Annotated in this window: 1 protein-coding gene; it reads right to left on the bottom strand. The window is 66.4% G+C overall.

Going from position 1 to position 26,970, the window contains the following annotated elements:
* Positions 1-199 precede the first annotated feature (199 nt).
* The gene (locus L1080_RS31735; RefSeq protein ID WP_459032131.1) at positions 200-26,887 is read right to left on the bottom strand and encodes a non-ribosomal peptide synthase/polyketide synthase; all 26,688 of its coding nucleotides are present in this window, start codon (positions 26,885-26,887) and stop codon (positions 200-202) included.
* Positions 26,888-26,970: the final 83 nt, after the last annotated feature.

The raw sequence follows: 26,970 nt of genomic DNA, 5'->3' as shown, positions 1-26,970 counted from the left end.
ACACGACTGTGAAACCGTTCCCCGGCGAGGTGAAACGGTTTCAGTAAATACTGGGAGGTTGGCTTCTCATGGGACGCCTCACCTCCACTTCCTCGACATGCTCACAGACGTGAGCGGCGACTGCACTCTGCAGACCGCAGGACAGACTACTCCTGTCGGGCCGATTCAGGGAAGCACGCCTATGTCCGCCCTGGCCGGGTCATCGTTCACGAACCTTGAGCGAGCGTGCCAGGACGGGCCCGATGACGGCGAGGGACTGCGGTTCGATCATGTCGTTGTGCCCGCAATCCACGGGCTGCTCGTCGATCCGGCCGGTCACGAGCGACCGCCACTCCTCGGCGGACCGCGCGCGGGCGCCGCCGTCTCCGTTGCGCATGGCAGGGAAGAAGAGCACGTTGCCGTCGTACACCCGCGGAACGAACCGGTACCCGAGACGCTTGGAGTTCTCGTACCCCGCAGCGATCCGTTCGAGATGCTCTGCGGTGACGCCGGCTTCGGCCCCGAATGTTTCACCGAGCAACTGGGCCGCACGCTCGTAGGTGAGCTGGTTGTCCGACAGGTCGGTCTCCACGCCGAGGCCCCGGAGCAGCTCCCGCAGGTCGAGCTGACCGACTGCGGGTTGCTCTCCGTCCTCGGGGTAGCTGTCCATGAGGGCGAGGGTGGCCACCTCGTCTCCCGACGCCCGGAGTTCGACGGCCATGGCATGTGCGATGATTCCGCCGAGCGACCAGCCCAACAGGTCGTAGGGACCTTCGGGCTGTATGTTCCTGATCTCGTCGACGTAGCGGCGGGCGAGTTGTTCGATCGACTCGGGTAACGGCTCACCGCTGATCGCGGGAAGCTGCAGTCCGTACACCGGCCGGTCCGGCGGTAGGTACCGGACGAGGCCGGCGTAGCCCCACGAGAGCCCGATTCCTGGATGCACGCAGAACAACGGGGTACCTCTTCCCTGCGCCCGCAACGGAATCACGACGGCGAGTGCCTCTTCCACACCGGTGGCCCGGGCCGGCAGTTCGAGACGGTGGGCGATCCCCGCAGGCGTGGGGTCGAGGAACATCCATTGCAGCGGAACCGTCCGCTCCAGTCTGGCCTCGAGGGCGCTGACGATCCGGGTGGCGAGGAGGGAGTTTCCGCCGAGGTCGAAGAAGCTGTCCGCGGCGCCGACCCGCTCCACGCCGAGGACCTCGGCGAACACTTCCACGATCACGCGTTCGGTGTCCGTGGCCGGTGCCCGGAACGTCGCTCCACTGGAACCGAATTCCGGTGCGGGCAAGGCTTTTCGGTCGAGTTTGCCGACAGGGGTCATCGGGATTTCGTCGAGGACGATCACCGCGGCCGGCGTCATGTGTGCGGGTAGGCGCTCGGACGCGTAGGTGCGCAGTTCCGTGGGCCGCACCTCCAGTCCGTCCTGTACCCGCACATACGAGGCGAGTACGGCGTCGCCCGAGGGAGCTGTGTGACCGATGGTGGCAGCAAAGGCGACCGCCGGATGGCGGGCGAGCACGGCGTCGATCTCGCCGAGTTCGATGCGGAAGCCGCGGACCTTGACCTGGAAGTCGCTGCGCCCGATGTACTCCAGGGTGTGCGGTGTGACATCCCCCGTCGCCGGACTCGCCGACTTGCGCCAGCGCACCACGTCGCCGGTCCGGTACATCCGGCACCCCGGCTCGCAGAAGGGGCAGGCGACGAAGCGTTCGGAGGTGAGTGCCGCCCGGTTGTGGTACCCGCGTGCCATACCCGGCCCGGCGATGTACAACTCGCCGTGCACGCCGACGGGCACCGGTTGCAGTCGCTCGTCGAGGACCAGGAACGCAAGTCCTACTGCCGGCCCCCCAATGTTCACCCCTTCACCGGCATGCATCGGGGCGCTGACACTCGCCTGGATGGTGGTTTCCGTGGGTCCGTACCCGCTGTGCAGGCTGCGACCCGGCGCCCACTGCGCGACGACCTCCGGCGGGCATGCCTCGCCGACCAGGTCGAGGACACGAAGCGAGTGGAGTTCGTCGTTGTCGAGCGCCGCCAGCGCGGTGGGTGTGATGGTGGCATGGGTGACTCGCTCGCGCCGGAACAGATGAGCCAGTTCGCTGCCACCGACGATGGTGGGCGGAACGATCACCACCCGCGCCCCGGCGCTGAACGCCATCATCAGCTCGAACACCGAGGCATCGAAACTCGGGGACGCCAGGTGCGATACCCGGGCCTCGGGCGTGACCTCGAAGCAGTCGCGCGTTTCCGCGGTGAAGTTGGCCATGCCCTGGTGAGTGACGACGACGCCTTTCGGTTTCCCCGTCGAACCGGAGGTATAGATGAGATACGCCGGGTGGGCGAGTAACAATCGGCTCGTCCGGTCCTCGTCTGTCAGCGGCGCGGACGACTCCGCCGCCACCTGCTCGGTGACGTTCTCGTCGTCCAGCACCAGCCACGCAACAGTGTCCGGCAAAGTGTCTCGGTGAGCTCGCACGGTGATGCCCAACGAGGCTTGGCAGTCGGTGAGCATGAAGTCGATGCGCTCGCGTGGGTAGGCCGGATCGACGGGCACGAAGGCCGCGCCTGCCTTGGTGACCGACCAGATCGAGACCACGGCCTCGATCGAGCGGGGCATTCCGAGCGCGACGAAGGTCTCCGGCCCCACCCCACGGCCACGGAGGACGCGGGCCAACCGGTTGGACCACTCGTCGAGTTCGCGGTAACGCACGTGCCTGCCCTCGCAGGACAGCGCCACCGAGTCGGGGTCGAGTGCGGCGGCAGCGGTGAGCAGGTCGGGCCACAGTTCCGGGCGCATGTCGGGTGCGCCGCGGGCAGGAACCAGCGCCCGCGTCTCCACCTCGTCGAGGAGCGGGAGGTCGCCGACCGGCCGGTCGGGGTTCTCGGCCACAGCGTCGAGAATCCGCAGGAACCGGTCGGCGAAACCTCGGACGGTGCCGGCATCGAAGAGATCGGTCGCGAAATCGACGGCGCCATCCATGCCTGCCGGTGCACCGTTCGCGTCGAACTTCTCGGCCAGGAGGAATTCGAGATCCACCTTGACGACGGCGAGTTCCGGATCGAGTGCACGAACCTCCAGATCCGGCAGTGTCAGCACTGGTTGCTCGTTGTTCTGGAATTCGAGGGAGACCTGGACGATCGGTGAGTGCGCCGTCGATCGAGTCGGACCCACTGCCTCCACCACGCGTTCGAAGGGAACGTCGGCGTGGGTGAAGGCACCGAGGTCGACATCACGGCACTGGGCCGCCAGGGTGGTGAAGGACGTTGCGGAATCGACCTGCGTGCGCAGGGCGAGCGTGCCCACGAACATGCCGACCAGATCGTCGAGCGCGGGTTCTCCGCGGCCGGCGATCGGCGTTCCGATCACGACGTCGTCGGTGCGGCCGAGCCGCGCCAGCAGTACGGCGAGTGCGGCATGGACGGTCATGAACTCCGTGGAGCGAAGGCGCCGCGACAGTTCTTTGATCCGTCGATGAAGGCCTTGGTCGACGGTGAAGCCGATGCGGGCGCCGCGGAAGGATTGCTGGGGAGGCCGGTCGTGATCGGTGGGCAGTTCGAGGAGGTCGGGTGTTCCTGCCAGCACGGTCCTCCAGTAGGCGAGCTGCGTCCCGATCAGCGACTCGGGGTCGTCGGCCGAGCCCAGCAGCTCCCGTTGCCACAGGGTGTAGTCGGCGTACTGCACCGGCAGCGGTGCCCACGCGGGCGCGTCGCCGCGGGCGCGGGCTTCGTATGCCGTCATCACGTCGTGCACCAGCGGGACCATCGAGAACCCGTCCGCCGAGATGTGATGCACCACTACGGCAAGCACGTGCTCGGTGGCGGTGAGCGAGAACAGGCGCACCCGCAGCGGTACCCGCGCGGTGACATCGAATCCCGCCGACACCAGGCGGGTCAGCTTCTCTCGCAGATGATGCTCGTCCACGGCGACCGGGATCAGTGTGAGCGCTGCGCTCTCGGCGGGCAGAATTCGTTGGACGGGCCCGTCCTCGCCGATCGGGAACGTCGTTCGCAGGGACTCGTGCCGGGTAAAGACATCGGTGATCGCCGAGCTCAGTGCCCGCACATCGAGCGCACCGCTCAGTCGGACCACGATCGGGATGTTGTACGCGGCCGAGGTGGTGTCGAGTTGGTTGACGAACCACATGCGCTGCTGAGCGAACGACAGCGGGATGTTCTCGGGTCGCGTGCGGGGTGCGAGCACCGGGCGTTCGGACTGCCGCGCACCGGCGTGCTCGATCCGTGCGGCCAGCGCGGCCACGGTGGGCGCCTCGAACAGGTCACGGACCCCACAGTCGATGCCGAGCAACGCCCGCAACCGGGCCATCGCGCGGGTCGCGCTCAGGGAATTGCCGCCGAGGTCGAAGAATCCGGCATCGGCACCCACCCGTCCTAGTCCGAGTACGTCCGCGAAGACGTCGGCTACCGCTTCCTCGATCGGGTCGGCCGGCGGCCGGTATGGACCTGTCGTGGAAAGGAAGTCGGGCTCCGGCAGTGCCGTGCGGTCCAGCTTGCCGACTGCCGTCAACGGGATTCGATCCAGCAGCACGGTCGCGAACGGCACCATGTGCGACGGCAGACGGCGCTCGAGACGCCTGGTGAGCACGGCACTGTCGAGGACGCGACCCGCCGCCGGCACGACGTAGGACACCAGCAGCGTGTCTCCGGCGGGGCCGCGGTGCGCGATCGTGGCCGCGAACCCGACGTCCGGCTCCGACATGAGGGTGGCGTCGATTTCGCCGAGTTCGACGCGGAAACCCCGGACCTTGACCTGGAAGTCGCTGCGGCTCAGGTACTCGATGCTGTGGTCGGCGGTCCACCGCACGACATCCCCGGTGCGGTACATCCTTTCGCCGGGTCGTGTGGGATCGGCGACGAACCGTTCGGCCGTGAGCGCCGGTCGACGGTGATAGCCGCGGGCCAGACCTGCCCCGGCGAGATACAGTTCGCCCGGAATTCCGACCGGGACCGGTTGCAATCGGGTGTCGAGTACCAGTTCCGTCACGCCGCGGATGGGGCCGCCGATGGTGATCGGGCCGCCGGGAACCAGCGGTTCGCTGATGTTGGACATGATCGTCGCCTCGGTCGGCCCGTACCCGTTGTACAGCCGACGGCCCGGTGCCCAGCGGGCGATCAGGTCGGGTGGGCACGCTTCACCGCCGAACACCACGTCCGCCAGGTGATCCAACCCGGCTGGGTCGAGTGACGCCAGCGCCGAGGTGGTGATGAACGCGTGGGTGACCTCCCGTTCCGCGAGGAGCCGTGCCAGATCTTCGCCGCCGTATACCGTGGGCGGCGCGATCACCATCGTCGCGCCGGCCCCGAAGGCCTGCAGATACTCGTATACCGATCCGTCGAAGCTGGGCGTCGAGAAGTGAAGGGTGCGCGATTGTGCTGTCGCGCCGCATCTTTCGAGTTGGTCGAGGGCGAAGTTGTCGAGACCACGATGGGTGACGAGGACACCCTTGGGCAGCCCCGTGGACCCCGAGGTGTAGACCAGATAGGCGGCCGTGTCCAGCGCGATCGGACCGGTCCGCTCGACTGCGGTGACCGGCGCCCCCGAACAATCGGCGCATTCGGTTGTGAAGTCGGGGTGGTCCAGTATCAGCCAGTGCGCGGTGCCCGGGAGGCGGCCACGGTGCTGCGTGGTGGTCACGCCGAGTGCGGCTCCGGAATCGGTGAGCATGTGCGTGATGCGCTCGTCGGGGTAGCTGGGGTCGATCGGCACGAACGCCGCTCCCGTCTTCGCCACCGCCCATACCGACAGCATGGAGTCGAGGGACCGCGGTATTCCGATGGCCACGAAGCTCTCCGGTCCGACACCGCGGGCGATGAGTGCGCGCGCCAGACGATTCGACCGCTCGTCCAGCTCGCGGTAGCTCACGTGCTCGTCCTCGAAGGACAGTGCGATCGCGTCCGGATCGAGCGCGGCGGCATCGGCAAAAATTTCGGGCAGAGTGCGGGCCGACCCGCCGGGACGACCGCGGACCGGAACCAGCTCGGCGCGCTCGTCGTCGGTGAGCAGCGACAGCGCGGCCAACGGCTGTTCGGGCCGGGTGCAGGCGTCGAGTACCCGCAGCACACGCCCGGCGATGCCTTCGACTGCGTCCACCGCGAACACGTCGGGCAGGTACTCGAACTTCAGGTGCAGACGAGTGTCGACAGACGCGACCAGGCTCAGCGGGTAATGCGCGGCATCGTGCGCATCCACCCCCGTCACGCGCATACCGGCGATATCGGTGTCGGTCGACAGCCCGGCGCGATCGACCGGGTACGACTCGAACACGGTCAAGGTGTCGAAGCCGACCTCGGGCCCCGCGGCGCGCTGAATCTCGGCCAGACCCAGATAGTGGTGATCCAGCAACGCCGCCTGCTCGGCCTGGACACGTTCGAGGAGCGCACCCATTGATTCTTCGGGACGCAGCTCGATCCGGACGGGCAGTGTGTTGATGAACAGTCCGATCATCGTCTCGATGCCCGCCAGCTCGGGAGGCCGCCCCGAGACGGTGGCACCGAACAGTACGTCGTCGCGGCCGGTCGACGTACCGAGCACAATTCCCCAGCACACCTGGACGAGCGTGTTGATCGTCACCCCGCGAGAACGCGCCAGCTCGCGCAGGCGGGTGGTCTCGTCCTCGTCCAGATCGAACACCCACTCCTGCGGAATGGTGGACAACTGCCGGCCCCGTGTGACCGCTTTATTCCCCCTCGCTCCGCTCGACCGGGCTGAATTCCCCCTCGCTCCGCTCGACCGGGCTGCCAGCAGGGTCGGACCCTCCACCCCCGCCAGAGCCCGGGCCCACACCGCCCGGGAGGGTTCGAGATCCCGGTGCTTCATCCACGCCAGATAGTCGCGGTAGCCGCGCACACGTGGGAGGGGTGACGGGTCACCGTCGGTGGCGTAGAGGGTCAGCAACTCCGTGATCAGCAGCGGCATCGACCAGCCGTCGAGAAGGATGTGATGGTTGGCCGACACCAGCCGGTATCGGTTCTGCGCCAACGCGATCAGCGTGAAGCGAATCAGCGGGGCAGAAGTCAGGTCGAACGGGCGGATCCTGTCTTCGGCCTCGAGTCGTCTGATCTCGGACGCCGCCGCGGTGTCGTCGAGCGCGGTCAGATCGACCTCACGCCAGGGCACCTCGACGTGTCGCCGGACGACTTGCATGGTGTTGCCCTCGGCGTCGTGCAGGAAAGCGGTGCGCAGGTTGGCGTGTCTGTCGACCAGAGCGGCGACGGCGCGACGCAGGCGAGGTGCATCCACCGCACCGCGAAGGTCGAGACCGATCTGCACGAGGTAGGCATCGACGGAGGCGTCGGCAAGCTCGGCCTGAAAGAGCATGCCGAATTGCAGAGGCGACAGCGGCCACACGTCGATCAGGTCGGGGCAGCGACGTTCGAGGGTCTCGATCGCATCCTGCCCCAGTTCGACGAGATCGAAATCCGATGGCGTGAAGCCGCCACCGCCCGACTCGACGTGCGCACCGAGGGCGGCGAGTGCCTGTACCCACAGTTGCGCGAGTTCGTCGACCTCCTCTCGGGTGAGGACGCCCGGCGGGTAACTCCACGTGGATTTCAGCTGCGGGCCTTCGCCCGCGTCGATGGTCATCGCATTGACGTCGACGACCGCCGCGACGGGCAGGTCTGCAGCCGCCTTCTCGCGTAGGGCGGGTTCGTCGACGGGCACCCATCCCTCGGCGTTCTCCGGAGCTGTTCCGCCCATTCTGCCGAGATAGTTGAAACTGACCTGCGGCGGCGACAGCGGTGAAAGTGTCTCGGCAGTTTCGTTGTTCAGGTAGCGGAGCAGTCCGAAGCCGATGCCGTGGTCGGGTACGGCGAGGAGCATTTCCTTGACAGCCTTCACCGCGGCTCCTGCGGACGGGCCTCCCGCGAACGCGTCGTCGAGGTTCACTCCGCCGAGATCGAAACGCACGGGGAAGATGGTGGTGAACCATCCGACCGTACGGGAGAGATCTGCCCCGGGCACCACCTGCTCTTCACGGCCGTGGCCTTCGAGGTTTACCAAGGCGTCCTGGACATCGATCCTCCGGTGTCGCCGCCACCGGATCAGCGCCATGGTCAGCGCCGTCAACAGCCCGTCTCCGACGCTGCCGTGGAATGCCCGTGGCACGGTTGTCAGCAGTGTCTCGCTCAACGGCGCCGGAAGGTGCACTTCCACGTCCTCGGCGATCAGGGCGGTGTCCGATTCGGCCACGGGACGTGAGCCCAGGATCGGGTCGGGCTCGTCCAGTATCCGTTGCCACAGTTCGAGTTCGGCTGTTCGTCGAGGCTCGTGCGCGGCGTCGGCGAGTGCATACGCCCATCGGCGCATCGACGTTCCCGGTGGCTCCAGCACCGGTGTCGCGCCGGACTGCAGTTGCGCGCACGCCGTGGCGAGGTCCGGGATCATGATCCGCCAGGACACTCCGTCCATCGCCAGGTGATGGACGGCGATCAGCAACCGGCCATTCCCGCGGCGGTCGGCGTCGAGCCAGACCACCTGCATCATCACGCCCGTTTCGGGGTCGAGCCGATCGAGGGCCGCGTCGAGTTCTCTCGCGGCGAGATCGGAGACGTCGTCAACGTCCACCGGCACCCGGCGTACCAGCGTGTCCGCCCGCACCGCCCCTTCTGCCTGCACCTCCATCGACCAGCCGTCTTCGGTGTGCGAGGTGCGGTACAGACGCGACCGCAGGAGGTCGTGCCGATCGAGCAGGGCCTGGACGGCCTGCGTCAGGGTGTCCTCGTCCAAGGTCGCAGGCACGGTGAACAGCGCGGTCTGCGAGTAACGCCGGAAATCTCCGCCTCGGCCGAGGAGCCACCGCACGATCGGGGTCAACGGAATCTCCCCGACGCCGCCGCCGGGCAACTCCTCGAGGACAACTGTCTCGTCACCCTGTCCCGCGATCTCGGCCAGAGCCGCAACCGTTTTGCGTTCGAACACGTCTCGCGGCGAGATCACGACCCCGGCTGCCTTGGCGCGGGTGACCAGCTGGATGGACATGATCGAATCGCCACCGATGGCGAAGAACGAGTCGTCGACGCCCACCGTGTCGAGGCCCAGGACCTCGGCGAACAGGCCGGCGAGAATGCGTTCGATCTCGGTGAGGGGGGTACGGCTCGTGGTGACCCGTTGACCGAAGTCCGGTTCGGGCAGAGCTTTCCGGTCGAGCTTGCCGTTCGCCGTCAACGGCATCTCGTCGAGAACCACCACTGCTGCCGGCACCATGTGCGAAGCCAGCCTCTCTGCGGCTGCCTCGATGACCACCGCCGGGTCGATCGATACGCCGGTCTCCGGCACGGCGTACCCCACCAATCGACTCCCGTGTACCGTCACCGCAGACTGCGCCACTCCTTCACACGCGAGGAGTGCCGACTCCACCTCGCCGAGTTCGATCCGGTAACCCTTCATCTGCACCTGGAGGTCGTTGCGGCCGAGGTACTCCAGTTGCCCGTCGCGGTTCCACCTGCCGAGGTCACCGGACCTGTACATCCGCGACTCCGGCAAGAAGGGGTCGGGAACGAACCGGGCGGACGTGAGGGCGGGACGGCCGAGGTATCCGCGCGACACCTGCTCTCCTGCGACGTACAGTTCCCCGGTCACGCCCGGTGGCACCGGATGCAGCCGGTCGTCGAGGACATAGACGCGCAGCCCGGGTAGGCCCCGGCCGATCACGGATGCGGGCTGCTCCGTCACGGTGTCCCGGTCGATCGGCAGGTGGCTGACATGCACCGTCGTTTCCGTGATGCCATACATATTGACCAGAACCGGCGCGGTGTCGTACCGGCGTGCGTACCAGCGCTGCAGTTGCGCGAATTCGAGGGCTTCCCCACCGAAGATCACGTACCGGAGGGACAGTGCGGGACCACCGGCCAGACGATCCGCCTCTGCCAACTGGTAGAAGGCAGTGGGAGTTTGGTTCAGGACTGTGACGTGTTCGCCGCGCAGGAGTTCGAGGAACTTCTCGGGTGAGCGCGCGGTGAAGTAGTCCACGAGTACCAGCCGGCCACCGTGCGCGAACGCTCCCCACATTTCCCACACCGAGAAGTCGAATGCGGCGGAATGGAACATGGTCCACACGTCTTCGGGCCCGAAACCGAACAGCGACTGGGTTTGTGCCAGCAAGGCAACCACGTTGTGATGCGCGACCTGCACACCCTTCGGCCGTCCAGTGGAGCCCGACGTGTAGATCACGTACGCCACCGAGTCCGGGTGCAGCGGGCTACACCGGTCGACATCCGTGATCGGCAGTGGCGAGAAGCGTTGCACCGAGGTCAGGGTGTCGGGGTCGTCCACGACAATGACCGGGGCGCGGGCAGTACCGACAACCGGTGCGTCCGCGGTGGTGGTCAGTACACATCTCGGCTGGGCATCGCTCAGCAGGAAGGTCAGCCGCTCCGGAGGAGAGGTCACATCGACCGGAAGGTACCCGGCGCCCGACTTCACCACTGCCAGAAGCGCAACCACCAAGTCTACCGACCGCGTCATGACCACGGCCACCAGTGTTTCCGCGCCCGCTCCCTGGTCGGCCAGCAGTCTCGCGAGCCGGTTCGCCCGGTCGTCGAGTTCCCGGTAGGTCACGGACGAGCCGTCACAGCGCACGGCGACGGCATCGCCGGCGGCAGCCACCGCACGGTCGAAAACGTCCGCCAACGTCGACGGCGCGACGTGCTGTGCCGGTCGATGCGCGGACGTGAGTACGAACTCGCGCTCGGCCGGGAGGAGGAGATCGATGTCGTCCACGAGCACCGTCGGGTCTGCCGACACGGTCTCGACCACACGGAGGAAACGCTGCGCGAGACGCTCGACCGATGCCCGATCGAACACGTCGGTCGCGTATCGGAATCCGGCGGTGATCCCGGTCGGCATTCCGTTCTCGTCGAGCCGCTCTGCCAGGCTCAGCTGCAAGTCGAATTGCGCCACTTCGAGATCGACGTCGAGAGATTCCACTGCCAACCCGGGCAGTTCCAGGCGTACGCGCGTGTCGTTCCGGAACTCCAGGAGCACCTGGAACAGGGGTGTGTGCGCAGTGGACCGCTCGGGCACCAACTCGTCTACGAGCCGCTCGAACGGGATGTCCGCGTGCTCGAATGCGCCGAGGTCAGCCGAGCGCACCTCGGTGAGTACGTCGGCGAAGGAGGCCCCCGACGGCACCGACGTGCGGAGCACCAACGTGTTGACGAACATCCCCACTACATCGTCGAGCGACCGGTGGCCGCGGCCCGCGATCGGCGTTCCCACCACCACGTCGTGTGAGCCGGACAGCCGTTGGAGCAGCACTGACCAGGCGGCGTGCATCACCATGAACAGCGTCGAACGAGTATGGCGTGCAAGGTCGAGCAAGGCGGAGTGCACGGTAGGCGCGATGTCGCTGGTGATGACGGCACCCCGGGAGGATCTTTGTGCGGGTCGCGGTCGGTCCAGCGGCAGCGGCACAACCTCCGGGCTCCCCGACAGCGTCCGGATCCAGTAGCCGAATTGCTCCGACAGCACCGACAGGGGCTGGTCCTCGGTGCCCAGGACCTCGCGCTGCCACAGGCTGTAGTCGGCGTACTGCACGGGCAGTGGTGCCCAGCCGGGCGCGCGCTGTTGTTTGCGCGCGGTGTAGGCAAGCATCACGTCGCGCGCCAGGGGCGTCATCGAGAAGCCGTCGGCCGCAATGTGATGTACGACGAGTGCGAGGACGTGCCTCTCGGGAGCGAGGCTCACCAACGTCACCCGGATGGGAAGTTCCTCGGTGACATCGAATCCCCTGCCGAAAAAGGTGGCGAGGAGATCTCGAAGGTCCCGTTCGGCAGCGGGGGTCGAATCTAGTTCGGGGATGGCGGTTCTCGTCTCCACGATGACCTGATGGGGTCCGTCGGCAGAGCCGGGATACACGGTACGCAGTGTCTCGTGCCGTTCGATGACGTCACCGAGTGCCGCCCGGAGAGTCTGCAGGTCTATCACGCCGTCCATACGTAGCGCGACCGGAATGTTGTAGGCCGGTGAGGAGGTGTCGAACTGGTTGATGAACCACATACGCTGTTGCGCGAGAGAAAGAGGAAGCCGATCGGGCCGCGGTCGCGCGGTCAGTTCCGGGGCGGCGGATTCCGTCAGCAGGGTCGGCCCGACCCGATCGGCCAGGTCGGATACCACGGGGTTGTCGAACAGCACGCCCACGGAGAGTGTCGTCTCCAGCGCGCTGTTGATGCGGGCCACCGCCCTGGTGGCGCTGAGCGAATCGCCACCGAGAGCGAAGAAGCTGTCGTCCGCGCCGACGCGATCGACACCGAGGACGTCAGCGAAAGCTGTTGCGACGGACTGCTCCACGGGTGTCGTGGGAGCGCGATACCCCGCTGTGGTGAAGTGGGGTTCGGGGAGGGCCTTGCGGTCGAGCTTGCCATTCACCGTCACCGGCAACTCATCGAGCACCACCACCACCGACGGCACCATATACCCCGGCAACACCCCCGCCACCCACTCGACCACCGCCGGACCCTCCACCACCACCCCACACTCAGGAACCACATACCCCACCACGAACTCCCCACCCGACCCACCCCGCAACACCACCACCGCCTGCGCCACACCCCCATACCGCAGCAACACCGCCTCGATCTCCCCCAACTCCACCCGCTGCCCCCGCAACTTCACCTGAAAATCCACCCGACCCACATACTCGAGCTCCCCACCCGACAACCACCGAACCCGATCCCCCGTCCGATACAACCGCGAACCACACCCGAACGGATTCGCCACAAACCGATCCGCCGTCAAATCCACCCGACCTCGATACCCCCGCGCCAACTGCACACCCCCCACATACAACTCCCCCACCACCCCCACCGGCACCGGCCGCAACCACCCATCCAACACAAACACCTGCGTATTCCACACCGGAACCCCGATCGGCACCCCGACCACATCCGCATCGGTCACCTCATGAAACGTCACATCCACCGACGCCTCCGTCGGACCGTACAAGTTATGCACCCGCACACCCGGCACCAACCCCCGCATCCTCGACGCCACCGACGCCGACAACGCCTCCCCCGACGCGAACACCCGCCGCACACTCACACACCGCGCCACCGCCGGCTCCGCCGTGAACACCGCCAACATCGACGGCACGAAATGCACCGTCGTCACCCCATTCCCGACGATCACATCCACGAGATAAGCCGGATCACGATGCCCACCCGGCTCCGCCACCACCAACCGCGCCCCCACCAACAACGGCCAAAACAACTCCCACACCGACACATCGAACGTCACCGGCGTCTTCAACAACACCACATCATCGCAGCCCAGCCCATACTCCCCCTGCATCCACAACAACCGATTCACAATCCCCGCATGCGAAACCACCACCCCCTTCGGCCGACCCGTCGAACCCGACGTGAACATCACATACGCCGGATTCTCCCCACGCACCACCCCCAACCGCTCCCCATCCGAAATCGGCTCCCCCGAAAACCCCGACACATCAACAACGTCCAACTCCACCACCACAACCGAACCCGGCAACCCCACCCGCTCCACCGACGTACTCAACACCAACACCGGAGCGGCCACACCCAACACATACTCCACCCGCTCCACCGGCTGATCCACATCCACCGGCACATACCCACCCCCCGCCTCGAGCACCGCATAAATCCCCACCACCAACTCCACCGACCGCCCCACCGCAACCCCCACCAACGACTCCGGACCCACCCCCAACCCCATCAACAACCGCGCCAACCGACGCACCCGCACACCGAACTCCCCATACGACAACACCACCGAACCAGACACCACCGCCACCGCATCCGGCACACACCCCACCCGCTCCTCGAACAACCCCACCAACGACACCCCCGAAACCACACACCCCGTCGCATTCCACCCCCCCAACACCAACTCCCGCTCACCCGGCGCGAAGAGATCGACGTCGCCTACCAGAGTGTCGACGTCCCGGGCGATGGTGCCGAGAATCGCGGTGAGTCGCCCCGCCATTCGGGTAACCGTCTCGTGGTCGATGGCATCGGCCTGGTAGCGAAGGCTCAGCCGCAGTTGTGGCTCGAGACTCGTCATCAGGGTGAGGGGATAGTGTGTGGCGTCGCGGGCATCGACGCCCGTCACTCGCATGCCTGCGATGTCGGTGCCCTCGCCCAATCCGGACGTGTCGATCGGATACGATTCGAACACCGACAGCGTGTCGAACAGGGTTCCCAGACCGACTCGCTGCTGAATGTCACCGAGCCCGACGTGGTGGTGATCGAGCAGGGCAGTCTGCTCCCCCTGCATGCGGCCGAGCAGTTCCGCGATGGTCTCCGCCGGGTTCACCCGTACCCGCACCGGCAGGGTGTTGATGAACAATCCCACCATGTTCTCGACGCCGGGTAGGTGCGGCGGTCGGCCCGAGACCGTGGCGCCGAAGATCACGTCTTCGCGGGAGAGCAACCGCGACAACAACACTCCCCACGCCGCCTGGATCACCGTGTTCATCGTGCCGCCGAGGCGCCGTGTCACCGCCGCCAGCGGGGCGATCACATCGGCGGGCAGGTCGACGTCGACCTCGCCGGGCACTCCGTACTGCGTCGCCGACGCGTGTGGCGCCACCAGTGTCGGCTCCTCGACGCCGTCGAGGGCCCGCTCCCAGGCCCGGGCCGACGCCTCCCGATCGCGGTTCGCCACCCATTCCAGATAACTGCGGTACGACGGCGCCTCCGGCAGGATATCCGAGCTGTCATCGGCGTAACGCACGAGCAGTTCCCGCACCAGCAGCGGCATCGACCAGCCGTCTAGAACGATGTGATGGTTGGTGATGGCGAGCACGTAGCTGCCAGGACCTGTGTGCAGCAGCATGAATCGCACGAGCGGGGGTGCTTCCAGATCGAACCTGGCGCTGCGGTCTTCGTCGAGGAGGCGTGTCAACTCCGCGGCGGCCACGGGCCCGTGTCCGGTCAGATCCACCTCCCGCCACGGCACCTCCACCGCATCGAGCACCAGCTGCGCCGGAACCCCGTCGTCGTCGTAGACGAATGCAGACCGCAAGTTCGAGCGGTGGGCCAGCAGTCCGGCCGCGGCAGCCCGCAGACGCTCGGTGTCGACCGTCCCCTCCAGGTCGATCCGCATTTGCGCCGTGTAGACGTCCACCCTGTCGGTGACCAGCGACGCGTGGAAGAGCAATCCCGACTGCAGCGGCGACAGCGACCACACGTCCCCCAGCGCCGGGAACCGCTCTTCCCAGCGCTCGATCTGCTGCTGGCCGACCGACACCAGCGGCACATCGGACGGTGTCAGCCCGCCCGCTCCCGGCCCTGCCACGTGCGCCGCAAGTCCGCCGAGCGCGCTGCGCCACAGATTCGCGAAGGCCGTGACGTCGGCGTTGTCGAGTACGCCGCGGGGATAGGCGATCGTCGCCCTCAGGCGGGGGCCGTCGGGGCGGTCGTCGATCACGGCGTTGATGTCGAGAACGGATGCAACGGGCATGTCGGTGTTCTGGGTTCCGCCGAGCGTGCTCTCCACCGGGAGCCAGTCCTCCGTTCCGCCTGTGGTGACGACCCGGCCCAGATAGTTGAAACTGACCTGGGGAGAACGGAACCGGCGAAGCGCCATTGCCGTGTCTTCGTCCAGGTAGCGCAGCATTCCGAAACCGATCCCGTGATCCGGAATGGCGAGCAACTGTTCTTTGACCGCCTTGACTGCCTGCCCTGCCGCGCGGCCTCCGGTCAGGGCGTCGTCGATATCGATCCCGGTGAGGTCCACTCTTACCGGGTACACAGTGGTGAACCAGCCGACGGTGCGGGACACATCCGCGCCCGTGACGACGTGCTCCTCGCGTCCGTGCCCTTCGAGTGTAATCACGGTGTCCGCTGCGGCACTGCCCTGTTCGCCTCGCCAGGCGGTCAGTGCCAATGCCAGCGCGGTCAGCAACCCGTCGCCGACGCTGCCGTGGAAGGCCGCCGGAAGCGTGGTGAGCAGGTCGGCGGTCACGCGCGGCGGCACGTCGACGGTGACCGTGTCCACGGTCGCGGCGACGTCGACTTCGGGGTCCAGCGGGCGCGAACCGATCAACGGATCGGGGCCGTCGAGAATTGACTCCCACATCGGCAGTTCCGGCATTCGTTGCGGCACCGCGTCGCGCAGGCCGTGCGACCACCGCCGCATCGACGTTCCTACATCCGGCAGAGTAGGAGTCGCGCCCACCTGAAGTTGACTGCACGCCGACGCGAGGTCGGCGACGAGAATGCGCCACGACACACCGTCGACCGCGAGGTGATGGACCACCACGAGTAGTCGCCCGACGCCGTTCGGAACGTCGAACCACACCACCCGCAGCATGGCTGCGCCGGCCGGATCCAGGTGGTCGGCCGCAGCATCGAGTTCTGCGGCCGCGAGCGCTGTGAAGCCGTCCCCGTCGACCGTCTCGACCGGCATGTGGCGAACCAACCCCTGCGCCCGCACCGAACCCGATGGCAGCACTTCCATACCCTGGTCGTCGGCGAGCAATCGTGCCCGGAGCATGTCGTGCCGATCGAGCACCGCGTCCACGGCACCGTCGAGAACGTCCCGAGTGAGGCCGGCGGGGGCCGCGAGCAGCAGCGCTTGGGAGAACCTGTCGAGTCGGCCGCCGCTGCGCTCGATCAACCAGCGCGCCACCGGCGTCAAGGGCAGGGTGCCGACGCCCCGGCCCGGCATCTCATCAAGCGCGACTGGACCTCCGTCGTCGAAACGCGCCACCTCCGCGAGGGCGGCCACCGTTCTGCGATCGAACACGTCTCGGGGAGAGAGGATTATCCCGGCGGCCTTGGCGCGGGCCACCAACTGTATCGACATGATGCTGTCGCCGCCGAGCGCGAAGAAATCGGCCGTGGCACCTACCGAGTCGATCCCGAGAACGTCTGCGAAGAGTCCCGCGAGAAGCTCCTCGGTCTCCGTTCGCGGCGGCCGGCTCTGCGGCATCGAGGCTCCGAAATCGGGGGCGGGAAGCGCTGCGCGATCGAGCTTTCCGTGAACCGTCAGCGGAAGCGCGTCGAGTACGACCAGCGCGGCCGGCACCATGTACAACGCCAACCGACCACCGACGAAGTCGAGCACTGCCCTCGGGTCGATCACCACGCCGGATTCCGGCACGAGGTAACCGATCAGCCGATCACCACTGCCGTCCCCGTTCCACACGCTTGCGACGGCCTGGGCCACATCGTCGTGGGCAAGCAGGGCGGACTCGATCTCACCGAGTTCGATGCGAAAGCCCCGGATCTTCACCTGGGTGTCGTTGCGGCCGAGGTATTCCAGTTGCCCGTCCCTCGTCCAACGCACCCGATCCCCGGTGCGATACATCCGGCTGCCCGCCGGGCCGAAGGGATCGGCGACGAAGCGTTCGGCCGTCAGAGTGATCCGTCGGTGATAGCCGCGCGCGAGGGCGGCGCCTGCGAGATACAACTCCCCGGGCACATTGACTGGTACCGGCTGCAGACGCGAGTCGAGCACGACCTCGGAGAAGCCACGAGTAGGCGCGCCGATCGTGACCGGCGCCCCCGGTGACAAGACGTCGCTGATACTGGACACGACTGTCGCTTCGGTCGGACCGTACGCGTTGAACATTCGCCTCCCCGGCGCCCACCGCGCACACAGTTCCGGGGGACACGCTTCGCCGCCTGTGACCACGCACTCGAGGTCGGTGAGTTCAGCGGCATCAACCGACGCCAGCGCGGCCGGGGTGACGAAGCAATGCGTCACCCGCTCGTCTTCCAGGAGTTGCGTCAGTTCGGCGCCGCCGTACACGGTCGGGGGTGCGATCACCATGGTGGCGGCCGCCCCGACGGCCAACAGCAATTCCAATACGGAGGCATCGAAGCTCGGTGACGCGAAATGCAGCACTCTGGACGCGGCCGTCGTGGCGAAGGTCTCCCGCTCCTGCAGGGCGAAATCTGCCAGGCCGCGATGCGTGGTCACCACGCCTTTAGGCCTGCCCGTCGACCCCGAGGTGTAGATCAGGTAGGCCGGATTGTCGAGCCGGACCGGCGAAATCCGCTCGTCCTCGGTGACTGCCGACGCCGGGTACGTCGACAGCCCGTCCGCGTCGTCCACCACCAGCCACGGCACCCCGCCGGGCAGTGCGCTGCGGTGCGACGAGGTCGTCACACCCAACACGGCCTCGGAGTCGGTGAGCATGTACTCGATGCGCGCCGCCGGGTGCTGGGGGTCCACCGGAAGGAACGCGGCACCCGACTTGGCCACCGCCCACACGGCCAGAACGGACTCGACGGAGCGGGGCACGCACACGGCCACCACGGTTTCCGGCCCCGCCCCACGCTCGATCAAACCGCGAGCCAATTGATTCGAACGTTCATCGAGTTCGCGGTAGCGCACGTGACGACTCTCGAAGATCAATGCGCCGGCGTCCGGATCGTGGGCGACCGCCGCCGCGAGCAGTTCCGGCAGCGTCCGCGCCGCACCCGCCGCAGCGCCCGTCACCGGAATCAGGTCGGCGCGTTCGCGAACGCCGAGGATGTCGATGTCACCGACCGGGGTGTCCGGGCCGGCCGTAACGGTCGCGAGGATGCGCTGGAGTCGTTCCGCGAACCCGGCCACCGTAGCCTCGTCGAAGAGGTCGGTCGCATAACCGAGTCCCGCGGTGATCCCTCCGGGGTTGCCATCCGCGTCCACGTTCTCGGCCAGCGTCAACTGGAGGTCGAAGTTGGCGGTCTCGATCGCCACATCGATGCTCCGCACCCGCAGATTCGGCAGTTCCAGCGTGGGTCGCTCGATGTTCTGGAATTCGAACATCACCTGGAACAGCGGTGAGTAGGCCGTCGAGCGGGACGGACTCACTGCCTCCACCACGCGTTCGAACGGAATATCGGCGTGCATGAAGGCACCGAGGTCGGTTTCCCGAACATTGTCCAAGAACTCGGTGAAGGTGGCGCCGCCGTCGACTCGGGTGCGGAGGACGAGCGTGTTCACAAACATCCCCACCACGTCGTCGAGTTCACGCTCGCCACGCCCGGCGATCGGCGTCCCGACGGCGATGTCATCGGACCCGCTCAGTCGTGCCAACAAGATCGCCAGCGCGGCATGCACTGTCATGAACACCGTCGTGGTGTGTTGCCGCGCCAACGCCACCACGCCGGCGTGAATCCCCGGAGCGATCTCGAACTCGACGCGTCCGCCGTGAAGTGATCGGACAGCAGGTCGGGGACGGTCGGTGGGTAAGTCCAGTACTTCGGGCAGGTCTGACAGCGCGGTGGTCCAATAGCCGAGCTGTCTCGACATCGGTGAGGTTTCCTCTGCCTCCGAGCCCAGCCACTCGTACTGCCACAGCGTGTAATCGGCGTACTGCACGGGTAGCGGGGCCCAATCCGGCGCGGTCCCATCCGCTCTCGACACGTATGCATCCATGACATCGCGGGCCAGCGGAGACATCGAGAAGCCGTCGGCCGCAATGTGGTGCACGACCACCGCGAGCACGTGCGCATTCTCGTCGAGCCGGAAAAGGCTCGCGCGCAATGGAACTTGCTGCGTCACGTCGAATCCCTCGGACAGCACCCGCAGGGCACGTGCACGGAGTTCGGCCTCTCCCGTCACACCGACCGGAGTGAGGTCGGGCAGCGCGCTCGTCGTCGGCACGATCACCTGACGCGGTCCGTGGTCGGTCAGGGGGAAGAGGGTGCGCACGGCCTCGTGCCGCTCGATCACGTCGGCGACCGCCGCCTGGAGCGCAGGTATGTCGAGTTCACCGTCCAGCCTCAACGCAAACGCCACGTTGTATGCGGACGAGGAGGTGTCGAATTGGTTGATGAACCACATCCGCTGTTGGGCGGGTGACACGGGAACTTCCGCACCGCATTCCCTCGCCTTCAGCGGCGGGCGAGATTCACGCCCTTCGTGCGACTGCGCCAGCATCGCCAGACCGGCCGCGGTGGGGGCGTCGAACACGTCGCGAACGCTGATCCGGTTTTCGACCGCGGCATTGACGCGCGCCACCAAACGAGTGGCCGTCAGGGAGTTTCCGCCAATGGCAAAAAAGTTGTCGTTCACTCCCACCCGCGGAATTCCGAGCAGGTCGGCGACAACCGTGGTCACAATCTCCTCGAAAGCATCACGGGGAGCTACGTATCCGAGCATCTCGGCGCCGAAGTCAGGTTCGGGGAGGGCCTTGCGGTCGAGCTTGCCATTCACCGTCACCGGCAACTCATCGAGCACCACCACCACCGACGGCACCATATACCCCGGCAACACCCCCGCCACCCACTCGACCACCGCCCGACCCTCCACCACCACCCCACACTCAGGAACCACATACCCCACCACGAACTCCCCACCCGACCCACCCCGCAACACCACCACCGCCTGCGCCACACCCCCATACCGCAACAACACCGCCTCGATCTCCCCCAACTCCACCCGCTGCCCCCGCAACTTCACCTGAAAATCCACCCGACCCACATACTCGAGCTCCCCACCCGACAACCACCGAACCCGATCCCCCGTCCGATACAACCGCGAACCACACCCGAACGGATTCGCCACAAACCGACCCGCCGTCAAATCCACCCGACCCCGATACCCCCGCGCCAACTGCACACCCCCCACATACAACTCCCCCACCACCCCCACCGGCACCGGCCGCAACCACCCATCCAACACAAACACCTGCGTATTCCACACCGGAACCCCGATCGGCACCCCCACCACATCCGCATCGGTCACCTCATGAAACGTCACATCCACCGACGCCTCCGTCGGCCCGTACAAGTTATGCACCCGCACACCCGGCACCAACCCCCGCATCCTCGACGCCACCGACGCCGACAACGCCTCCCCCGACGCGAACACCCGCCGCACACTCACACACCGCGCCACCGCCGGCTCCGCCGTGAACACCGCCAACATCGACGGCACGAAATGCACCGTCGTCACCCCATTCCCGACGATCACATCCACAAGATAAGCCGGATCACGATGCCCACCCGGCTCCGCCACCACCAACCGCGCCCCCACCAACAACGGCCAAAACAACTCCCACACCGACACATCGAACGTCACCGGCGTCTTCAACAACACCACATCATCGCAGCCCAGCCCATACTCCCCCTGCATCCACAACAACCGATTCACAATCCCCGCATGCGAAACCACCACCCCCTTCGGCCGACCCGTCGAACCCGACGTGAACATCACATACGCCGGATTCTCCCCCCGCACCACCCCCAACCGCTCCCCATCCGAAATCGGCTCCCCCGAAAACCCCGACACATCAACAACATCCAACTCCACCACCACAACCGAACCCGGCAACCCCACCCGATCCACCGACGTACTCAACACCAACACCGGCGCGGCCACACCCAACACATACTCCACCCGCTCCACCGGCTGATCCACATCCACCGGCACATACCCACCCCCCGCCTCGAGCACCGCATAAATCCCCACCACCAACTCCACCGACCGCCCCACCGCAATCCCCACCAACGACTCCGGACCCACCCCCAACCCCATCAACAACCGCGCCAACCGACGCACCCGCACACCGAACTCCCCATACGACAACACCACCGAACCAGACACCACCGCCACCGCATCCGGCACACACCCCACCCGCTCCTCGAACAACCCCACCAACGACACCCCCGAAACCACACACCCCGTCGCATTCCACCCCCCCAACACCAACTCCCGCTCACCCGGCGCGAGAATGTCGATAGTGCCCAGTGCCGCAATCGGATTCGCCGCCACAGCACGTAGAATTCGAAGGAATCGCTCCCCGAAACCCACCACCGTCGGCCGGTCGAAAATATCCGTCGCGAACGTGAAGGCTGCGGAGATACCTGCGGGACTGCCGGATTCGTCGTAGCGCTCCGCGAGCGTCAACTGCAGATCGAATTGGGACACACCGGTGTCGACCTCGATGACCTCTGCGGTCAGTCCCGGCAGTTCCAGGTGAGCCGTCGCTGTGTTCCGGAATTCCAACATAACCTGGAACAGGGGTGAATAGCTGGTCGACCGGCCGGGATCGAGCGCCTCCACGACACTCTCGAAGGGCACTTCCGTGTGCCCGAACGCTCCGAGGTCGGCGTTCCGTGCACGGGAAATCATGTCGTCGAACGTAATTCCGGAATCCACGGTGGTTCGCAGAACCAACGTGTTGACGAACATCCCCACCAGGTCATCGAGCGCTGCTTCGCCGCGTCCCGCGATCGGCGTCCCGATCGCGATGTCGTCGGATCCGCTCAGCCGCGCCGCCAGCACCGCCAGAGCCGCGTGCATCACCATGAACATCGTCGCGTCATGTCGACGCGCGAGCACCAGAAGCTCGCGATGCAGTTCCGCAGGCACCGAGAACGGGGCAGTGTCGCCTCGCAGCGTCCGGTTCGCGGGTCGCGGACGATCAAAGGGAAGGGCTATCGCGTCGGGGAGGCCGGTGAGTGTCCTCTTCCAGTAGTCCAATTGCGCCGACATCACGCTCTCGGGGTCCTGATCACTCCCGAGGACCGCCCGTTGCCACAGGCTGTAGTCGGCGTACTGAACCGGGAGTGGAAGCCACTCCGGCCTCTGCTGCCGAACTCGCGCGGAGTACGCCACCATCAGGTCGTGTGCCAGCGGTGCCAGCGAAGCGCCATCCGCGGCGATGTGGTGGACCACGAGAAGGAGGACGTGCTCGTCGGGGCCGGTTCGCAGCAGTGCACCACGCACGGGTACTTCACCGCTGACGTCGAAGCCCTGACGAGTCAGCGCGGCAATGTGTTCGCGAACCCCGTGCTCGTTGTCGACGACTCTCGGCGTGAGGTCGGGAACAACCTGCGGCGCAGTCACGATCAATTGTTCCGGTCCTGCTGCCGAGTCCGGGTATTTGGTGCGCAGGGATTCGTGTCGTTCGATGACATCCTCGGCGGCGGCCCGGAGTGCCTCCGCGTCGAGGGTGCCGGACAGTCGGACCGCCATGGGAATGTTGTATGCAGGCGAAGAGGGGTCGAACTGATTGATGAACCATACGCGCTGCTGCGCAAGCGAGAGGGGTATATGGTCCGGACGCTCGCGTGCGACCAGACTCGGGCGGTCGGTTCTCCGCACGTCCGCAGGCTCGATCCGCCCTGCCAACTTTTTCACCGTCGGCGCCTCGAAAAGGTCCCGGACACCAAGGTCGACGCTCAGCGCGGCATTCACGCGAGCGATTACTTTGGTTGCCACGAGGGAGTTTCCACCGAGATCGAAGAAGTCGTCGTCGACACCGATGTGCTCCACTCCCAGCACGTCCACGAATACCTGCGCGACAGTCTGCTCCACCGGATTCGCCGGGGCGCGACGCTCGGTGGCCGCGCCGCCGAATTCCGGCGCAGGCAGAGCCACACGGTCGAGCTTTCCCACCCGCGTCAACGGCATCTCGTCCAGCACCATGATCGCGGAAGGAACGAGGTATCGCGGCAGCTGTTTTCGGGCATAGTCCATCACATCGGCAGTCGAGAGCCGCTGGCCGGGAACCGGCAGTACGTACGACACGAGGACGGTGTCACCGGACGGCGCGGTCCGCGGTATCGTCACCGCAGCTCTCACCCATGGATGAGTGTGGAGAACCGTGTCGATCTCGCCGGGTTCGACACGGAACCCACGGATCTTCACCTGGAAATCGCTGCGCCCCACGTACTCGATCGTGTGATCGGCCCGCCACCGTACGACATCTCCGGTTCGGTACATTCGGCGGCCAGGGTCGCCGAAAGGATTGGCGACGAAGCGTTCCGCGGTCAGCGCCGGCTTGCCGTGATAACCGCGCGCCAGCGCGTCACCCGAGAGGTAGAGGTCCCCGGCCACTCCTATCGGTACCGGTGTCATTCGCGCATCGAGGACCACCTCGTGGAATCCGCGGAGCGGACCGCCCAGGGTGATCGGTCCTGCAGGCGACATCGGTTCAGTGATGTTCGCCATGATGGTGGTCTCGGTCGGTCCGTATGCGTTGCACAACCTGCGGCCCGGGGCCCACCGCTTCACAAGTTCCGGCGGGCACATCTCGCCGCCGAACACCACGTCCTGGAAGTCGGTGAGTCCGTCCGGGTCGATCGATCCGAGCGCAGCGGTAGTGATGAACCCGTGAGTGACCCGCTCGAGTTTCAGGATTCGGGCCAACTCGGTGCCGCCGTATATCGTCGGCGGAACAATCACCATGGTGGCACCGGCACCGAAGGCCTGGAGATACTCGAACAGGGACGCGTCGAAGCTCGGTGTGGAGAAATGCAGGGTCCGTGAGGTCTGCGTTGCTCCGAATCGGAGGCGCTGCTCCACCGCGAAGCTGTCCAGGCCACCGTGGGTGACCGACACTCCTTTGGGGAGTCCCGTCGAACCGGACGTATAAATCAGATAGGCCACATTCTCCATGCGCAGCGGTCGCACCCGTTCGATGTCGGTGACGGCGGAGACTGGGAATGCCGCACAGCGGGTACGGAACTCGGCGTCGTCGAGTAACAGCCACGGAATCGAATCGGGCAGCCGGGATCGCTCGGCAGACACCGTCACACCCACGGCGACGCCGGAATCGGTGAGCATGTGCACGATGCGCTCGGCCGGATAGTTCGGGTCCACCGGCACGAATGCCGCGCCCGATTTCGCTACCGCCAGCATCGACAGGACCGACTCGATCGAGCGCGGCAAGCCCAGCGCGACAGCGTCCTCCGGACCGATCCCACGTGCCATCAAGACCCGCGCCACTTGGTTGGAGCGTTCGTCCAATTCTCGATATGTCACTTCGACGCCGCGGAAGGTGAGTGCGATGCCGTCAGGATTATTTCTTGCTGCCAGGTCGAAGATTTCGGGCAGCGTGCGTTCGGATCGACCCGGCACTCCCGATACGGGGACGAGAGTGGCGCGTTCGGGGTCGGTGAGGATATCGATCTCGCCGACACCTGTCTCCGGGTTTGCGGCGACCGTCGCCAGGATGCGTCGAAATCGCATTCCGAGCCCGATGACCGTCTCCGGGTCGAACAGATCGGTGGCGAATCCGAGACTCACCGTGATTCCGGACGGAGTGCCGTCGGCGTCGAAGAATTCTTCCGTCGCCACCCGAAGGTCGAATCGGCCGGTCTCGGGCCGGACACCCTCCGGGTCGTCGCGACGCTCGAGAAGCACCTGGACAATCGGCGAATACGTCGCGGAATCGCCGATCTCGAGCGCCCGCACCACCTGCTCGAACGGAACGTCCCCATGGTGGAATGCTTCCTCTTCCACCTGGTGCACGTGGTCGAGCAGTGCGGTGAAGGCCAGGTCCGGTCGAACGCGCGTCCGCAGCACCACGATGTTCCGGCCGCCGGCCGCGGCGGCAGTCGTCCCGACGGCCACATCCGAGGTACCGGCAAGCCGGCTCAGGAGCACTGCCAGGGCTGCGTGCAGCACTGGAAAGGTTGTCGTACCGCGTTCCGATGCCAGCGCGACCACCCGACGATGTGTTTCGGCACTGATCGGGAGTCCCACCCGGTCTCCCCGCAGGGATTGCACGGCGGGCCGGGTTCGATCGGAGGGCAGATTCAGCACCTCGGTAAGACCCGACAACCGTGCTGTCCAGAACTCGAGGTGACCCGCTTCGAGGCGGAGTCGCTCGCCTATGCGGGCGGTCGTCTGGTGCACGGTCGACAGGGGCACGTGCGTGTCGGCCGCGATGAACTCCTCGAGCAACTCGACGAATTGCCGGTGATGCGTGCGCAGCGCCGCGTCCTCGTACCGATCCGGATTCGCCCGGAAATCGACGGAGACGTCTGCCGGCGTGCCGCTGGAATACACGTTGACCAGCAGATCTTCCACCGGGCCGGAGGTGACGATGTGGTATTCGCCCACCAAGTCGCCCAGCTGGACGTCATGCGGGAAGAGCATGACGTTGACCATGGGCCCGTACAGCCGGGCGGCACTGCTCGCGCTCATGTCGCGGCGGATGTCGTCGATGCTGCACCTTTGATGGCGCAGCGCGCCCATCAGTTCACGCTGAACCCGCGACACGAGGGCCTCGACCGTGTCCCCTTCCTCGACCGAGATCGACAGTGGCGCGACATTGACCATCATGCCGCCGGAATTGCGCAGCAACGACGTGGTCCGGCCGGACAGGGGAACGTGCACGAGTACATCGGTTTTTCCGGTCAGGCGCGACAGGTAGCAGGCGAATGCGGCGATGATGGTGGCCGCGGCCGCCGCCGTTGCCTGCCTGCCGGACCCGTGGAGGCCGGTAGTCGCCGCCTCGGACAGCACGGCGCTTTCGACCTTGCTCCTAGCCACCGCCGGCGCGGGCCGCTCGGCCAGAGTCGATCCCTCTACGGCCTCGATGCGTTGTGCCCAGTACGTCCGATCCGCCGTGTACCTATCCGAGGATCGGTAGCGGGCATCGATGTCGTACAGCTCGCGCAGGGTCGCCGCCCGGCTCTGGTCCGGCTCCCGCGCGCTCACCGAGGCCGAATACCGGTGCGCGATGCGGCTGAGCATCGTCATGGCAGCGTATCCGTCCAGGGCGACGTGGTGGATGCGGCTGTACCAGAGGTAGTGCGACTCGCCCACACACAAGATCGACGTCTCGACCAGTCGATCGGCCTCGAGGTCGAGGGGGGTTCGGTAGTCCTTGTCCATCCAGTCGTGGGCAGCCGCGACCGGGTCGTTCTCGCCGCGGAAGTCGAGGAAGGCGATCGACGTGTCGGTCGTGTGGTCCACGTACTGCATCGGCCGGCCGTCGACCTCGACCACCTTCAGAAAGGGTGACTGAAATTCGCGACCGGCGGCGACGGTTTCCCTCCGCAACAGGTCGACGTCGAGGTCGCCGTGCAGCTCCACGTACTGCGCGATCGAAATCGGCACCGCGGGCTCGAGTTGCTGCGCGAACCACGTGGCACGCTGCGCCGCGGACAGCGGGAAGAGTGCCGCGTCCGGATTGTGCGTCAGGGGGCTGGGCGTGTCGAGACGTTTCACGGCGGCTCCTCCGCGTACGGTATCCCCGACCGAAGAAATCGTGGCCGCGTCCGAACCTGGACACGCGCTTGTGTGAGGCGGAC

Source organism: Rhodococcus sp. MSC1_016 (assembly GCF_023667485.2).
Classification (GTDB): Bacteria; Actinomycetota; Actinomycetes; order Mycobacteriales; family Mycobacteriaceae; genus Rhodococcus_F; species Rhodococcus_F oxybenzonivorans.
This window is presented reverse-complemented; position numbering and strand designations above follow the sequence as displayed.